The organism is Leisingera thetidis, assembly GCF_025857195.1.
Taxonomy (GTDB): Bacteria; Pseudomonadota; Alphaproteobacteria; order Rhodobacterales; family Rhodobacteraceae; genus Leisingera; species Leisingera thetidis.
Map to the genome: position 1 here is coordinate 2,126,510 of NZ_CP109787.1, position 16,203 is coordinate 2,142,712.

Below are 16,203 nucleotides of genomic sequence, written 5' to 3' on the forward strand. Positions count from 1 at the left end.
ACCCGGAAACACCGTTCAGCGGTATGCCAGCAATTCACCTTTGGAGGAAACCACGTAAAGCGTGCGTCCTGCGACCACCGGCGCTGTTGTGGCGCCGCCCGGCACCTCGGCCGTGCGAGCGAGGCTGCCATCCTGCGGATTGAAGAAACGCAGCAGCCCGTCATTGGAGGCGACAATGATCTGCCCGCCGGCCAGCACCGGCCCGTAATGCACATGGATCCGGCCGCGCTTGCCCGGCTTGTCTTTCAGGAAACCAGGCAGGTCCACCGCCCAGATCACCTCGCCGCTGCCTGCATCCAGGCGCAGCAGCTGGTTGAGATCGCTGACCTGGAACAGGCTGCCGCCCGCGGGCCAGGCGGTGCCGGAGGCGCCTTCGCGCGCGGTCCACAGCCGGTCGCCGGTATCCAGATCGATCGCCACGGTGCGGCCCGAGTTGTTGCCGGCATACAGCCGCTTTCCGGACACCACCGGCGCGCCGGTCACGTCGCTGATCCGCGACAGCGTCTGGCCGGTGCGTTTGCCGGAAACAGAGGCACTCCAGCGGCGCAGGCCGCCGCGGCGGAAGGTGGCGATCAGGTCGCCCGAGCCGAAGGCGAAAATGGCAAGGTCATTTGTGACCACGGGCGCCGGCGCGCCAAGAATATTCGACGCCGACGGCGAGGCCTCGATCTGCCAGGCGATGCGCCCGTCCTTGGCATTCACCGCCCAGCCGGTGTCGTCACCTGCCACCAGATACACCAGCCCGCCGCTGACGCGCGGCTGGCCGGAGCCGGTGGCCTCCAGCTCCTGGCGCCAGATCAGGCTGCCATCGGCGGCATTCAGCGCCGTCAGCACGCCAAAGCCGGAAGAGATGTAGACAACGCCATTGTCATAGGCCAATCCGCCGCCGGTCGCCTGGCCTTCATCATCCGCGGCCGGGATCAGCCCGCGTTGCCACAGGACCTGCCCCTGCGGCGATACCGCGGAAACCTGTGCGGCACTGTCCAGCGTGTAGATCCGCCCGCCGCCGGCAACCGGGGTCGCGGTGATGCGCTGGCGGCGCCCGTCGCCCTGCCCGATCGGGGCGGACCAGATGCGCTGCGGCGCCGGCGACAGCGCCGGATGCGCGGTACGCCCGGCCTCGGCGCCATGCCCCTGGGCCCATTCGGCGTTGGCAACCTGCTGCGGCAGGGAAATGGCCCGCGATTGGTTCACCACCTCCACGGCAGCCTCCGGGCGGATATCCTCGCGCGCGCCGCGCAGGATGATCTCTTCCTCCGCACAGGCCGCCAGAATGGCCGCCGCCGCGGTTGTGCAAAGAAGAGCCCGTGCCCGGGAGAAAGTCTTGATTATTGTCATTGCTCTGCCCTGTCTGCCGTTCCTGTACCGCAAGTTCCCCTCCGCGGAGCGCCTTACCCCTCTGGCGCAGCAGCATCCTCCAGGGAGCCGCCAAGCGCCACAATCACCTGAGTTGCGCGGTCTTTCAAGTCCGGGCTGACAGACGCATCCGCGGCGATGCCGCGAAGACGGCCGATAGCGGCCTCGCTGTTGCCTTCCTCGATGTCCAGCAGCGCCAGCTGTTCCGAGGCCAGCAGCGCCAGCGGCGCGCCGGGCTGGGCCAGCGCCTCGTACTGCAGGCGGCGGTCTGCCAGGCTCAGGGTCCCGGCCTGCAGGGTGAGCGCCTTGAAACTGGCGATATGGCGGTAGATCAGCGGCAGCTCGCCATTGATGGCCACGGCCTCCAGCTGCGCAACCGCTTCGCCGGTCTTGCCGGCCTCCGCCAGCGCACCGGCTTCCAGCATCTTCAGAATGGCCGCCCCGCCGGCACTGTCTGCCGAAACCGCGGCCAGCGCCGCAGCCTGATCCGCGCCGCCTTCGGTTTCCAGCGCCGCAGTGATCGCGTCGCCCAGGGCCTCGGCCGCGGCCCGGTCCTGCGCCTTGCTGTATTCGCGGAACGCCGCGCCGCCGACAATCAGCACCACCGCAGCACCGCCAACCCAGCCCCAGCGCTTGAGCATCAGGAAAAGCCGGTCACGGCGGACCTCTTCGGTCACCTCATCGATAAAGCTGTCGGTATCGCTCATGAAAAGCCCCTGATCTGCACGGTCCGGGCCTGCGCCCGCGCCGGTATTGAATGCGTTGCGCCCCTCTTACCCCGGCTCAAACGCCAAGCCAAGTGGCCCGTTTGCACCAGAAACACCGGCATTCAGGCCGGAAAACCGAGAAATGTGAACTAAACCACTTAGTTTAGAATGGACATATCCTATATCAGCCCTATCACATTACGCGCGACTCGCTTCTGCGATCAGGCCTTGCCGCCCTTGCCGCGCACCGGCAAGGCCCAGCGGCGCAGGCAGCAGACAGGAAACAGGAAAGGCCCGACATGCGTATCATTCCGATACTGACCGCAGCGGCTGTGACCGCCAGCCTCTTTATGGTGGTCATTCAGCGTGATGAACTGATGGCCTTTGCCCGGGGCGAGAAAGCCCCCGAAACCGCCCACGAGGGCACCGAGGCGCCGGCGGGCCCGGAGCCGGCACAGACGCCTGAGACGCGCGTCGGCGTGGTGGCGCTGCAGAGCAAGGCGCGCACCATCGGCAGCGCGGTGATCCTGCGCGGCCAGACACAGGCCATCCGCCAGGTCGAAGTGCGGGCGGAAACCACCTCCACCGTGATTTCCGAGCCGCTGCGCAAGGGCGCCCATGTCAAGAAGGGCGACCTGCTGTGCGAGCTCGACCCCGGCACCCGCCCGGCAATGCTGCTGCAGGCGCAGGCGCAGCTGAAAGAGGCCAAGATCAATCTCACCGCCGCTTCGAAACTGTCCGAGGGCGGCTACGCGTCCGAGACCCGGCTGGCATCTGCCGAAGCGGCGGAGCGTTCGGCCCTTGCAGCCGTGGCCTCCGCCGAGTGGGAAATCGGCAACCTGGCCATCACGGCGCCGTTTGACGGCCTCCTGGAAAGCGACACCGCCGAGCTCGGCAGCCTGCTGCAGCCCGGCAGCCTTTGCGCCACCGTGATCCAGCTTGATACCATCAAGCTGGTTGGCTACGTGCCCGAGGCCGAGGTGAACAAGGTGACGCTGGGCGCCACCGCTGGCGCCGAGCTGGCCACCGGCAAGCAGGTGCAGGGCAAGGTGACCTTCCTCAGCCGCTCCGCCGACCCCAGCACCCGCACCTTCGAGGTGGAGATCACCGTGCCGAACCCGGATCTCAGCATCCGCGACGGCCAGACCGCCGACATCGCCATTTCCTCGGCCGGCTCGCTGGCCCACAAGCTGCCGCAATCGGCGCTGACCCTGAACAACGAGGGGCGGCTGGGCGTGCGCGCTGTCGGCGCTGACAGCACTGTGGTATTCTTCCCCGTGCAGCTTTTGCGGGATGAGGCCGACGGCGTCTGGCTCGGCGGCCTGCCCGAAACCGCGGATGTGATTGTCGTGGGACAGGACTTTGTAACCGAAGGCGTCGCCGTGGCGGCCACCTACCGGGAGAGTGAACAGTGATTGGCATCGTCGATTGGGCCGCCGGCCGCGCCCGGATGGTCCTTGCGTTCATCGCAATCTCGCTGCTGGTCGGCGGCTTTGCCTATTCGATGCTGCCCAAGGAGGGCGAGCCGGACATCGAAATCCCCGCCCTGTTCATCTCGGTCCCCTTCCCCGGCATCTCGGCCGAGGACGCCGAAACCCTGATGGTCAAGGTGATGGAGACCGAGCTGGCCGATCTCGACGGGCTCGACAAGATGACCTCCACCGCTGCCGAGGGCTATGCCGGGGTGGCGCTGGAGTTCGAATTCGGCTGGGACAAGACCGCGATCATGGCCGACGTGCGCGACGCCATGGACAAGGCCGAGGCGGAATTCCCCGACGGCGCCGAGAAATACTCGATCACCGAAATCAACTTCTCCGAATTCCCGATCGTCATCGTGAACCTGACCGGCGCCGTGCCGGAGCGCACGATGGCCCGCATCGCCAAGGAGTTGCAGGACGATCTTGAAGCGCTGGATGCGGTGCTGGAGGCCGGCATCGCCGGCAACCGCGACGAGATGGTCGAGGTGCTGATCGACCCGCTGCGGCTGGAGGCCTATAACGTCACCGCGCTGGAACTGATCAATGTCGTGCAGAACAACAACCAGCTGATTGCAGCCGGTGAGGTGGAATCCAGCCAGGGCTCCTTTTCCGTCAAGATCCCCTCCTCCTTTGACGAGGTGCAGGACATTTACCGGCTGCCCATCAAGACCAACGGCGACCGGGTGGTGACGCTTGGCGAACTGGCGCAGATCAACTTCACCTTCGAGGACCGCGAAGGCACCGCGCGTTTCAACGGCGAGGACACGGTCGCTCTGCAGGTGGTCAAGCGCAAGGGCTACAACGTCATCGACACCGTCAATCTGGTGAAGGCGACGCTGGAGGAATCCAAGGCAAAATGGCCGCCGGAACTGCAGGCCGCGGTTGAGGTCGGCACCTCCAACGACCAGAGCCGCGTGGTCGGCTCGATGGTCAGCCAGCTCGAAGGTTCGGTTCTGACGGCGGTGGCGCTGGTGATGATCGTCGTGCTCTCCGCGCTTGGCAGCCGGGCCGCGCTGCTGGTGGGCTTTGCGATCCCCACCTCCTTCCTGCTGTGCTTTGCCTTCCTGGCACTGATGGGCGTGACCATTTCCAACATGGTGATGTTCGGCCTGATCCTGGCCGTCGGCATGCTGGTGGACGGCGCCATCGTGATCGTTGAATACGCCGACAAGCGCATCCGCGAGGGCTCCGGCCCGATGCACGCCTATGTCGAGGCCGCACAGCGGATGTTCTGGCCGGTGGTGTCCTCCACCGCCACCACGCTCTGCGCCTTCCTGCCGATGCTGTTCTGGCCCGGTGTGCCTGGCGAGTTCATGGGCATGCTGCCGGTCACCATGATCTTCGTGCTCTCGGCCTCGCTGCTGGTTGCGCTGATCTACCTGCCGGTGATCGGCGGCGTGACCGGCCGCGTCAGCCGCACCTTCGAAGGCGCCTCCCGCGCGCTGCGCGCGATCGCGCCCTGGTGGCTGCGTGCCGCCCTGGTGCCGGTTTCCATGTGGGGCATGTTCGCCGGCGCCATGCAGATGCTGAATCCCGCCTACCTGCTGGGCGAAAACGCCGGCGGTTTTGGCGCCCTGCTGTTTGGCGGGCTGGTCTTTACGCTGTCGTCCTTCGCCGCTTCCATCACCCTCAGCGCGGTCAAGATCGAGCGGGAGCAGAAGGAGGTCGTGCCCGGCTATCACCACACGCCCTTCGGCCATGTGATCAAGTTCATTGCCGGCAATCCGGTGATGCCGGTGGTGACCATTATCGCCGTCGTGGTCGCCATCTCGGCTGTTTTCTCCGCCTACGGCGAGAACAACCGCGGCGTCGAATTCTTCGTGGATTCGGAACCGGAGCAGGCCTCGGCCTATGTCCGCGCCCGCGGCAACATCTCGCTGCACGAAAAGGACGAGATGGTCCGCGCCGCCGAAGACATCATCCTGCAGCACCATGCGGTGATCAACGTCTTCTCCTTTGCCGGTGACGGCGGCCTCAACACCGACAGCTCCGGCGCGCAGCTGCCGCCGGACACCATCGGCCAGGTGCAGTTCGAGATCATCCCCTGGGAAGACCGCCCGACCGAAAGCGAGCCGCTGGACGGCTGGTTCGGCGGGCTGATGAGCAAGTACCTGGGCTTTGAGAAAGAGATCATCGCCGCGGAGTACGACGGCAACACCGTTCTGGATGAGCTGAACGCCGAAATGGCCAAGCTGCCCGGGTTCGAGGTTGAGGTCCGCGCCCTGGCGCAGGGTCCCGCCACCGGCAAGCCAGTCCACCTGCGGCTGCGCGGCGACGGCTGGGAGGATCTGACCGCCGCCGCCCTCACCGCGCGGGAGCATTTCGAAAACACCCCCGGCCTGATCCTGGTCGAAGACAGCCTGCCGCTGCCCGGCATAGACTGGCAGATCGACGTCGATGTCGAAAAGGCCGGCCGCTACGGCGCCGATGTGGCAACCGTGGGTGCGATGGTGCAGCTGGTCACCCGCGGCATCCTGCTGGACACCATGCGGGTCGACAGCTCGGACGAGGAAATCGACATCCGCGTCCGCCTGCCGGAACAGGACCGGGTGCTGTCGACGCTTGACAACCTCAAGGTCCGCACCAGTGACGGGCTGGTGCCGCTGTCGAATTTCATCACCCGCCAGCCGGTGCCGAAACTGGCGCAGATCAACCGCATCGGCCAGGAGCGGTTCTATGACGTCAAGGCCGACGTGGAGCCGGGCCTCAGCAAGGCTGAGACAGTGGATCCGGAAACCGGCAGCAGCACCCGCCTCGCGCTGCTCAAGGAACTGCCGGACGGCACTGCCGCGGCTGGAGAAACTGTGACCGCGCCGAACGGCAAGACCCTGCAGCTGGTGCAGCTGACCGGTGCTGAAAGCCTGGACGCCCTCCAGGCTGCGCTGGACGGCGGCGCCAGGGTCAGCCCGGTGAACCCGAACGAGCGGATAGCCGTCCTCACCGAATGGCTGGAGACCGACCCGCTGCCGCGCAGCATCTCCTGGGAATGGACCGGTGACCAGGAGGAGCAGGCGGAATCCGGTGCCTTCCTGTCCAAGGCCTTTGCCGGCGCGCTGGCGCTGATGTTCGTGATCCTGCTGGCGCAGTTCAACAGCTTCTACAACTCGGTGCTGGTGCTGCTGGCGGTGGTGCTGTCGACCACCGGCGTGCTGATTGGCATGATGGTGATGCAGCAGCCGTTCTCGATCATCATGACCGGCACCGGCATCGTGGCGCTGGCGGGGATTGTGGTGAACAACAACATCGTGCTGATCGACACCTACCAGGAGTTCAGCCAGCAGATGCCGCGGATCGAAGCCATCATCCGCACCGCCGAGGCGCGCATCCGCCCGGTGCTGCTGACCACCATCACCACGATGGCGGGCCTGACACCGATGATGTTCGGCATCAGCCTCGACTTCATCAACGGCGGCTATTCGATCGACAGCCCCACCGCGCTGTGGTGGAAACAGCTGGCCACGGCAGTGGTCTTCGGCCTGGGCATCGCCACCGTGCTGACCCTGGTGGTGACACCCTCGCTGCTGGCGATCCGGGTGTGGTTCTCCACCTACATGCAGATGCTGGGCAAGGCGTTGTCGCGGATCACCCGCGGCCGCTCCAGCCGCATCGCTCAGGACTCCAGACTGTTCAGAAAGGCACGCCAGCTGCCCACAACCGAAATTCAGTGGGACAGCGGCGAACAGCAGGCAGCGGCAGAGGCCGGATCCTCCGGGGACCCCGAGCCCTCTCTGCCCTCCGCCGAAGACACGCTGCGCGCAGCAGAATGATCAGTGCCCCGCCCGGCCCGGCGGGGCATTTCTCTATCAGGGCCAGTTGTGTCAAGCGCGGTGAACTGCCAACTCTGCTGCGCGTGACAGACCGGACTTTTGCCGCACGCGCGGCCTGCCTGGCCCGGCCGCAACTGCGGCGGCGCGCACCGATCAGGTTCTGCAAAGCTTGGCCGCATGTCGCAAAGGGCGCGCCGGCCGGTTCCCCGGCGTGCAGGATCCTGCAATACCCACAAGCTTTCGGCGGCCCGGCTGAGTTGGCTGGCAGCATACCGTCTGCGATGTTCAAGGTATCCAGCAGCGCCTGAGGACATTTTCAAGAACGGCATGGGGTGACAGACTGCATTTCCCTTCTCTGAAAAGCTCACAGCTGACACCGACACGAGCCTTTCACAGGCACTGAGGGAAGGTCCGCTTTAGCATCCGGCGCATGTTGCAAAGGTGCCGGTGCGCTGCCGCCGCGGGCGGGTCACGGCTCAATGGCTGCCAGCCGCGGGCACCTGGGCTGGCTGGCAGAAATTTGTTACCGTTGACGCGCCGCCGGTCCGGGTCAGTCCCCGGCAGACGGGCTGCCACGCTTCGGGACCGGTGCGCAAGCTGCCATAAAGCAGGCAGCCGGACGGGATTTCTGCTACCCTGCCCGCAGGAGGGGATGCGGATGGAACGCCGGCTTGCAGCAATACTGGCATCGGACATGGTCGGCTACTCCCGGCTGATGGAAATGGACGACGAGGCGACGCTTGCCCGCCAGAAACAGCACCGGCGCGAATTGATCGATCCCGCGATCACGCAGAACCGGGGGCGGATTGTCAAAACCACCGGCGACGGGCTGATCGCCGAATTCGTGTCGGCCCAGGACGCCGTGCGATGTGCCCTTGGCATCCAGCAGGAAATGACCGGACGCGAGACTGCACAGGCGGACGAACAGAAGATCAAGTACCGGGTCGGCATCAGCCTGGGCGATGTCATCTTTGACGAGGCCGACATGTACGGCGATGGCGTCAATGTCGCGGCACGCCTGGAAGGTCTGGCCCGGCCGGGCGGTGTCTGCATTTCCGACATCGTCTATCAGACGGTGCAGGCCCGGGTCGCCAGCGGCTTCAGGGATCTCGGCAGCCAGCGGGTCAAAAACATCTCACGCCCGGTGCGGGTCTGGCAGTGGGTTCCGGACCAGGCGCCGGAACATCCGAAATCCCACCTGGCGCACAGTCAGCAGGTCTCCTTCTGCGTCAGCGCGGACGGCACCCATATCGCCTATGCCAGCGTGGGTGAAGGCCCGCCCGTGCTGCGGGCACCGCATTGGCTCAACCATATCGAATACGAATGGCAAAGCCCCTTCATGTCGCCCTTTCTGACCCGCTTTGCCCGCGACCACCGGCTGGTGCGTTTCGACCAGCGCGGCAACGGGCTGTCGGATTGGGATACCGGCCGCGTCAGCGCCGCCGCCATGATCGAGGACATGGAAGCAGTTGCCGCGGCGGCGGGCCTCAGCCGCTTTGCGCTTTTCGGCATCAGCCAAGGCGCAGCCTTTGCCATCGACTATGCCAGCAGGCACCCGGAGCAGGTGGCCTGCCTGGTCCTGTTCGGCGGCTACGTCCAGGGGCGCATTGCACGCAACACTCCGGAAGAGAAGAAGATGTACGAAACCGCCCTGATGATGATCCGCGAGGGCTGGGGGTCGGACACGCCCGTCTACCGGAATTTCTTCACCTCCGCCTTCCTGCCTGATGCGCCGCTTGCCGTGCAGGACAGTTTCGACGAATTGCAAAGAGTCACCGTCACCCCGGAGAACGCAGCCCGGATCTACCGGATGAACAGCCGGATCGATGTCTGTGCCCTGGCCCGGCAGCTGAGGGTGCCAACCCTCGTCCTGCATTTCACCGGCGACAGGGTGGTGCCGGTCAGCCAGGGCCAGCTGACAGCCAGGCTGATCCAAGGCGCGCGCTTTGCCGAGCTGCCGGGCAGCAACCACATCGGTATCGAAGGCCAGCCGGGATTCGACCAGTTCTTTGATGCGGTGGAACCGTTCATCCGTCACCACCTCCGGCAATGAAAAGCCCCTCGGCAAGCGGGGCTTACGCAAACCGCCGAAGCTGTGGGCGGCGTCAGTCGGTAAAGGTGTACTCGCCCAGGTCGCACAGATCGAGCCCGTAGTCCTCTGCCTCGGACCCGTCCGCAAAACTGCCGCGGATGTCGTAAACGCAAGTCGTTGCGCCATCGGCGATCAACACCCCGATTTCATAGCCCGGCGCCAGATAGCCGCCGTCTATCAGGTTGTCTTCCCAGCTGCCCGACGAGGCGGGAGACACGTTGAACTCAACCAGATCGGCGCTGCTGTCGTTGATCAGCAGGAAATCCAAATCCTCGGCAAAGGCCGGGGCCTGCAAGGCGAGCAAAGCGGCAGCAGCGGCGGTCAGAAGTGTCTTCATCTAGTTTTCCTTTTCTTTCGGGCAGGCAGGCGCCGGTGCCGCTGCTCCCTGGAGTGCCGACACTCTAGAGCCAGCTTTCCACCGGTCAATGGGAAACCGGCTGGCAGATTTCTCCGGGCGCCCTCCCCGGCCCGGCCGGCCCGCGCGGCAGTCCTCCGGCATCTATGGGCGGCAGCTTTTACCCCGCCAGGTTGGACGTGAACCCTTCAAGTTGCAAATGCAGAAAAACCGCAGATTTGATTCGCAGCCCCCAGCCAAGGGTGCTTGGATCCATCAGCTGACCGATCAGAACCCGGCCCTTTTTACCGCAGTAATTCATAAAATCCTTTTGGGTGCCCATCCTCAACGGACGCCGGATCCGGTATCCGGCTGAAGGCAGCTAAACCTTTGCAAACAAACACAACACCCCAGCCCCCGGTATGACTTCGAAGCGCTTCATCCGCTTCCAGCGCCCATTCCGCGAGCACGTTACGGGAAAAACGCGTAAATCTTGCGCATTCTCATCCGGAAAATACCGGCGCCCCGCCATTCCGCCGGACCAGATTCACTACATGAGTTCACGCAATCTTATTTTCTGTATGCAAATCAGCATTCGGAGCTTCCGGTTTCCCGCTCCAAGTACTCCTTCTGGTTGGGGAAAAGAAAAATGTCATTACGTTCACAAATCCTTGCACTGATCGCGGTCCCGTTCATCGCACTGGCCGGCATCGGCGGTTTCAAGGCCTATTCGGATTGGGGCCGCTTTCAAAGTGCACAGGTCACGCAGGTCAAAACGCAGGAATCCGTGGCGCTGATGGAGGTTGTCCACTACATGCAGGTCGAGCGCGGACTGTCTGCCGTCTACCTGTCGAGCAGCGGAAAATCTGCCGCCGCAGAGCTGGAAGCCGCCCGCACCAAGGTGGACGAAGCGGTGCGGAATGTCCCCGGCACCGCGGCCGGCACGCTCAAGCATCTGGAGCCGCTGGCCTCTTTGCGCGATGCCGTGACCAGCCTGAACCTCGAGCCCGGCCAGATGGGCGTCCGTTACTCCGGCACAATCGCCGGCATCCTGCGCGATGTCAGCGCACAGCTGCTGCATCAGCAGAACGCCGGGCTGGCGCAGCTCGGCTCCGGACTCGTCAATCTTGCCTATGCCAAGGAAGCCGCAGGCCAGCAGCGCGCCGCCGGTGCCGCCGGATTCAGCCAGGGCAGTTTCAGCCTGGACACCTACCGCTGGTTCACCCGCACGGGAGCGGTTGAGAAGCAGCTTATCGACATTGCAGCGCTGGCCTTCGGCCCGGCACTTCCCGGACTGGACTTGCGCGCAGACCTGGCCGCCACCGGCCTGCCCGGCATCCGCGAGCAGGTTCTGAACGCCGGCCCCGGCACCCCGGCGCCGGACTATCCCGCCACTGGCTGGTTTGACCGGGCAACACGCTGGGTCGGCTCGCTGCACGGCATTGAGAACACCGTAACAGGCACGATGATTGCCATCGCAAAAGAAGAGGCAGGCGAGGCCCGGCAGGCACTGATCGTGACGCTGGCCGCGCTGGCCGCCTCGCTGATTGCCAGCGGTCTCATCGGCCTGCGCCTGATCACCGCCTTCACCAGGCAATTCGGCGCTCTGCAGGGCGATCTGAACAGGCTGGCACGCAAGGAATTCGACTTCAAGCCGGCCTACCTGGAGGCCAGAACCGAAGTTGGCGAGCTCAGCCGCGCAATGGAACAGACCCGCACCGCGCTGGCGGCGGCCGAAGAAAAGCTGGCTTCCATCGAGGCCAGTCGCATTGCCGACCGCGGTGCGGTTGTGGGCATGCTGGACGACCATCTCGCCCGCCTTTCCAGCCGCGATCTCGACTGCACGATCGAGGAGACCTTCCCGGAGGAATACGAGCAGCTGCGCCAGAGCTTCAACACCACAGTGGCGACACTGAAGGAGACCATCGAACACGTGATTGCGGCAACCAGCAGCATCCACAACGGCGCAACCGAGATCAGCACGGCGTCGGACGACCTGTCGAACCGCACCGAAAGCCAGGCCGCCACGCTGGAAGAAACCGCCGCGGCGCTGGAACAGCTGACTGCCTCGGTGAAATCCTCGGCTGATGGTGCCCGAGATGTCGAACATACCATGCAGGAAGCCCGCCACGAGGCCGAATCCAGCGGCGAAGTGGTGCGCAATGCGGTGTCCGCGATGACAGAAATCGAACAGTCCTCGGTCAAGATCTCGCAGATCATCTCGGTGATCGACGACATCGCTTTCCAGACCAACTTGCTGGCGCTGAATGCGGGCGTCGAGGCCGCGCGGGCGGGAGAGGCCGGCAAAGGCTTTGCTGTGGTCGCAAGCGAAGTGCGGGCACTGGCGCAGCGCTCTGCCGATGCCGCAACCGAGATCAAGACCTTGATCAGCGACAGTTCCAAGCATGTGAAGCAGGGGGTCGAGCTGGTGGGCGAAACCGGCGAAGCGCTGACCAGCATCGTCGGCCGCGTCAACGCCATTTCGGAACTGGTCTCCAACATCGCCGAAGGCGCCGCCGAACAGTCTACCGGCCTCAGCGAGATCAACACCGGCGTCAGCCAGCTGGATCAGGTCACCCAGCAGAATGCGGCCATGGTCGAGGAGGCCACCGCAGCGGGGCACATGCTGCACACTGATGCGGGCAAGCTGGCAGAGTTGATGGGCCAGTTCAAAATAGCAGGGGCCGCGGTTTCCATCGTCCGCAAGGCCGCCCCGGCAGAGCCCGCCGCGCCAAGTGCCCACGGCGAACAGATCGAATTCGGCACGGCTGTTCCGATGCCCGCCAAGACGGCCAATGCCGGCTGGGAAGACTTCTGACCCCCTGCCAAAAGCACAAAACGGAAAAGGCCGGTCCTGGGACCGGCCTGTTTTGCCGCAGATGCGCTGGAGCCGTCAGGCCGCGTCCTGGTCCGCCTGCTGGCGCTGCCACAACCGGGCATAGCGGCCGTCCCTGGCCAGCAGTTCCTCATGGGTGCCGGTCTCGGCGATCTCGCCGTCCTCCAGCACCACAATCCGGTCGGCTTCGGCGATGGTCGACAGCCGGTGCGCAATGGTAAGGACCGTGCGCCCCCGCCCGGCCCGCGCCAGCGCCTCCTTGATCTCCTGTTCGGTATCGGTGTCCAGTGCCGAGGTCGCTTCGTCCAGCAGCAGCACCGGCGGGTCCTTCAAAAGCGTCCGGGCAATCCCCACCCGCTGCTTCTCACCGCCCGAAAGCTTCAGCCCGCGCTCGCCCACCTGGGTGTCATACCCCTCTGGCAGCGCCGCAATGAAGTCATGGATCTGGGCATCGCGCGCCGCCTGCTCCACCTCTTCCTGGGTCGCGCCGGCGCGGCCATAGGCGATGTTGTAGCGGATGGTGTCGTTGAACAGCACGGTGTCCTGCGGCACCACGCCGATAGCCTGGTGCAGGCTTTTCTGGGTCACGCCGCGCACGTCCTGGCCGTCGATCCTCAGTACCCCTCCGGTCACGTCATAGAAGCGGAACAACAGCCGCCCGATGGTCGACTTGCCCGATCCGGTGGAGCCGACAATGGCCACCGTCTGGCCGGGCGCCGCCTCCAGCGAAATGCCCTTCAGGATTTCCCGCCCGGCGTCATAGGAGAACCGCACATTCTCCAGCGTGACCCGCCCGCCGCTGACCTGCAGCTCCCCCGCCCCCGGACGGTCGCTCACATCGGCAGGCTGTTCCAGCAGATCGAACATCTCGCCCATGTCCACCAGGCTCTGGCGGATCTCGCGGTAGACGGTGCCGAGGAAATTGAGCGGCACGGTGATCTGGATCATGTAGGCGTTGACCATGACGAAATCGCCCACGGTCAAGCCGCCCTGCTGCACCCCGACCGCCGCCATCACCATCACCCCGATCAGGCCCGCGGTGATGATGAGGCTCTGGCCGAAGTTCAGCGCCGCCAGCGAATAGGCGGTCTTCAGCGCCGCCTCGGCATAGCCGCGCATGGCGCCGTCATAGCGCGCCGCCTCGCGCTCCTCGGCGACGAAATACTTGACCGTCTCGAAGTTCAGCAGGCTGTCGATGGCCTTCTGGTTGGCGTCGGTGTCCTGCTGGTTCATTTCCCGGCGCAGCTTCACCCGCCATTCGGTGACCGCAAAGGTGAACCAGACATAAAGCCCGATGGTGACCGCCACCACAACCAGGTACCAGGCGTCAAACAGCACCGTCAGGATCACCGCGACCAGCGTCAGCTCCAGGATCAGCGGCCCGATGGAAAACAGCATGAAGCGCAGCAGAAACTCGACGCCCTTCACCCCGCGTTCGATGATCCGGCTGAGGCCCCCGGTCTTGCGGGTGATGTGATAGCGCATCGACAGGCGGTGAATGTGGGTAAAGGTCTCCAGCGCCAGGCGGCGCAGCGCCCGCTGGCCGACCGGCGCAAACACCGCGTCGCGCAGCTGCTGGAAGCCGGTGGTCAGGATCCGCGACATGCCGTATGCCACAGTCAGCCCGACCGCCCCCAGCGCCAGCGGCGGCACGCCCTCGCCCGCCAGGCTGTCCACCGCGCCCTTGTAGAGCATCGGCGTATAGACCGCGATCAGCTTGGCCAGCACCAGCACCGCCAGCGCCAGCACCACCCGCACCTTCACCGCGCGGTTGCCCGCGGGCCACAGATACGGCCCCACCTTGCGCAGGGTGCGCAGGCCGGACCGGCGCTCTTCCTTGGCGGTATCTGCGTGCGGCGGCGCGGCGGCCTGGTCTGTCTGGGTCATGGCTGTTCCTGGCTAGACCCCTCCAGATATTCACCTGTTCACGCCATTGCGAGGGGGTGGCAGAAAAAACGCGCCGCCCGGGCGCGTTTTCCCTCCATTACTCGGGGATGGTAAAGACCTGGCCCGGATATATCAGATCCGGATCGCGGATTGCCCCCTTATTGGCCTCAAACACCCGCACATACAGGAAACCGCTGCCGTATTTCTCCTGCGAGATGGCCCAAAGCGTATCGCCCTTCTGCACCGTCACGGCCCGCACCAGCGGCGCGGGCTGATCCGGGACCGGATCGCCCCCCGGCTGCGGCAGCGCGTCCGGCGCCTCGCGCTTGAACGGGGTCTCCAGGCGGCTCACCACCGCGCCGGTGGCCGGTTCGATCTCATCCAGGCGCAGCGTGTAGAGGCCCGGCGCCACATTCTCCAGCCGCCCGTTCCAGCGGCCATCCTCAGCCGCGTCCAGTTCGGCCACCGGCTTGTTGTCGACATAGATCCGCACCCGCGACTGCGGCCGGGCCCGGCCCGACAGCTCCACCCCGCCGGTGCCGTTGTAGCTGATGGCATCCAAGGCAACCTCGTCGCTCAGCCCAGGGTCGGCCGGAAGCGCCGGCTGCACGACTTCGATCCCGTCTTGATCGGCACGCAGAACCGCAACCGCCTGGCCCTGCAGCTGCGGCGCGGCCGGGTCTTCGGCCACCGCCGGGGTCGGCGCAGCCGGTGCGGGCTCCGCCGTGTCCGGCCCCTCCACTCCAGCAGTGCCGAGTTCGCTCCCCTCATCAGCGGGCGCGGAAGTGCCGTCCGCTACGGTTCCCGGTCCGGCAACAGCCGGCGGCTCAGCCGCCCCCTCCACCGCCTGCAAGGCGGCAAGCCGGTCTTCTGCGGGCGCCGTGCCCTCGGCTGCGCCGGTGCCGGCTGCTTCAGCAGCCCCTTCCGCATGAGCAAGAGCCGCAGAACCAACCGGCGCCAGAATGAAGGACGCGCCGGAGGCGCTCTGCCGGCCGCCATGTTCCGCCAGCAGCGTCACCACCCGCGCATCTGCGCTTGGCGCTATCGTGGTCAGCGCAACAAATTCACCGCCGGCTGGCACCTCCAGCTGTTCCAGCACTTCTCCATCCAGCAGCACCGAAACACGCACTCCCTCCTGCGACCGGCCTGCAATCACCGCCGCACCGTCCCTGTCCACCCGCACCAGATCCAGCTCTGGCGCCTTGAGCACAAAGCCGGCCTCCGTTGCCTCAGCCGAATCTTGTGGCTGATCCGCAGGTGCCGGCAAGGCTGTGCCGTCTGCCCCCTCGTCAGCGGCCGCGGCTTCTTCCGGCGCAGGTTCAGGCGCCGGTCTGTTTGCTGTCTGCCGGTCTTCACCCTGCGCCGCCGCCGCGTCCGCGCCGGACGCTGCATCAGGCGTCTCCGCTCCGTCATCTCCGGCAGCCGGCGCGCTGCCGGTCTCTGCGCGGTTCTGCAGCGGCTGGCCGGATTCATCGCCACTGCCGCTGAACGCGCCACTGTCATTCTCCGTCCGGCTGCCAATTTGCCGGTCCGGTGCCACCTGGCCCGGCCGGCCGGTGCCGAAAACCCCCAGCTGGAACAGCGCCACGCCGCCCAGCACCACGGCCAAGCCAGCAATACCGCCGATTGTGAGGGCGCCCGGCCCCCCGCTTCCAGATGCATCCGCCATGTCTTTCCCTTCGACGATCGCGGAATGTTCCCTTCCGCTTAGTTGAGCAAACTTACCAATCCCGCTATCACGGGTCA

Annotated in this window: 9 protein-coding genes; 4 read left to right on the plus strand and 5 right to left on the minus strand. The window is 65.6% G+C overall.

The genetic code is table 11. The features are described 5' to 3' along the window. Positions 1–15: 15 nt before the first annotated feature. Positions 16–1,338, minus strand: coding sequence for a PQQ-like beta-propeller repeat protein (locus tag OKQ63_RS10145; protein ID WP_264213807.1), 1,323 nt, complete (start codon positions 1,336–1,338; stop codon positions 16–18). Between the two features lie 53 nt (positions 1,339–1,391). Continuing rightward, positions 1,392–2,063, minus strand: coding sequence for a hypothetical protein (locus OKQ63_RS10150; protein WP_264213808.1), 672 nt, complete (start codon positions 2,061–2,063; stop codon positions 1,392–1,394). Positions 2,064–2,362: 299 nt separating this feature from the next. Between OKQ63_RS10150 and OKQ63_RS10155 the strand changes: the two genes are divergently transcribed. The 3 genes from OKQ63_RS10155 to OKQ63_RS10165 all read left to right on the plus strand — a co-directional run bounded on the left by OKQ63_RS10155 (position 2,363) and on the right by OKQ63_RS10165 (position 9,361). Next, positions 2,363–3,478: an efflux RND transporter periplasmic adaptor subunit gene (locus OKQ63_RS10155; protein WP_264213809.1), complete on the plus strand. Its 1,116-nt coding sequence runs from the start codon at positions 2,363–2,365 to the stop codon at positions 3,476–3,478. Continuing rightward, a complete protein-coding gene (locus OKQ63_RS10160) occupies positions 3,475–7,308 on the plus strand; it encodes an efflux RND transporter permease subunit (protein WP_264213810.1) in 3,834 nt (1,277 codons plus the stop codon). The genes OKQ63_RS10155 and OKQ63_RS10160 overlap by 4 nt, the downstream gene beginning before the upstream one ends. Positions 7,309–7,966: 658 nt before the next feature. Then, positions 7,967–9,361 (plus strand): alpha/beta fold hydrolase, encoded by a 1,395-nt coding sequence (locus tag OKQ63_RS10165; RefSeq protein ID WP_264213811.1) that lies wholly within the window; start codon positions 7,967–7,969, stop codon positions 9,359–9,361. A gap of 52 nt (positions 9,362–9,413) precedes the next feature. Here OKQ63_RS10165 and OKQ63_RS10170 read toward each other — a convergent pair whose 3' ends face one another. Beyond that, the gene (locus OKQ63_RS10170) at positions 9,414–9,737 is read right to left on the minus strand and encodes a hypothetical protein (RefSeq protein ID WP_264213812.1); all 324 of its coding nucleotides are present in this window, start codon (positions 9,735–9,737) and stop codon (positions 9,414–9,416) included. Between the two features lie 646 nt (positions 9,738–10,383). Between OKQ63_RS10170 and OKQ63_RS10175 the strand changes: the two genes are divergently transcribed. Further along, the gene (locus tag OKQ63_RS10175; RefSeq protein WP_264213813.1) at positions 10,384–12,552 is read left to right on the plus strand and encodes a methyl-accepting chemotaxis protein; all 2,169 of its coding nucleotides are present in this window, start codon (positions 10,384–10,386) and stop codon (positions 12,550–12,552) included. A gap of 75 nt (positions 12,553–12,627) precedes the next feature. Here the strand turns inward: OKQ63_RS10175 and OKQ63_RS10180 are convergent, their stop codons facing one another. Both OKQ63_RS10180 and OKQ63_RS10185 read right to left on the minus strand, forming a co-directional pair. Continuing rightward, positions 12,628–14,457 carry an ABCB family ABC transporter ATP-binding protein/permease gene (locus tag OKQ63_RS10180; RefSeq protein WP_264213814.1) on the minus strand — a complete coding sequence of 610 codons (1,830 nt, stop codon included), beginning with the start codon at positions 14,455–14,457 and terminating at the stop codon, positions 12,628–12,630. A 97-nt stretch (positions 14,458–14,554) separates the two neighbouring features. Further along, positions 14,555–16,126 (minus strand): LysM peptidoglycan-binding domain-containing protein, encoded by a 1,572-nt coding sequence (locus OKQ63_RS10185; protein ID WP_264213815.1) that lies wholly within the window; start codon positions 16,124–16,126, stop codon positions 14,555–14,557. Between the last annotated feature and the right edge of the window lie 77 nt (positions 16,127–16,203).

Coding starts and splice junctions, on each gene's coding strand:
- OKQ63_RS10145 (WP_264213807.1), bottom strand. CDS start 1,338: ATGACAATAATCAAGACTTTCTCCCGGGCACGGGCTCTTCTTTGCACA.
- OKQ63_RS10150 (WP_264213808.1), bottom strand. CDS start 2,063: ATGAGCGATACCGACAGCTTTATCGATGAGGTGACCGAAGAGGTCCGC.
- OKQ63_RS10155 (WP_264213809.1), top strand. CDS start 2,363: ATGCGTATCATTCCGATACTGACCGCAGCGGCTGTGACCGCCAGCCTC.
- OKQ63_RS10165 (WP_264213811.1), top strand. CDS start 7,967: ATGGAACGCCGGCTTGCAGCAATACTGGCATCGGACATGGTCGGCTAC.
- OKQ63_RS10170 (WP_264213812.1), bottom strand. CDS start 9,737: ATGAAGACACTTCTGACCGCCGCTGCTGCCGCTTTGCTCGCCTTGCAG.
- OKQ63_RS10175 (WP_264213813.1), top strand. CDS start 10,384: ATGTCATTACGTTCACAAATCCTTGCACTGATCGCGGTCCCGTTCATC.
- OKQ63_RS10180 (WP_264213814.1), bottom strand. CDS start 14,457: ATGACCCAGACAGACCAGGCCGCCGCGCCGCCGCACGCAGATACCGCC.
- OKQ63_RS10185 (WP_264213815.1), bottom strand. CDS start 16,126: ATGGCGGATGCATCTGGAAGCGGGGGGCCGGGCGCCCTCACAATCGGC.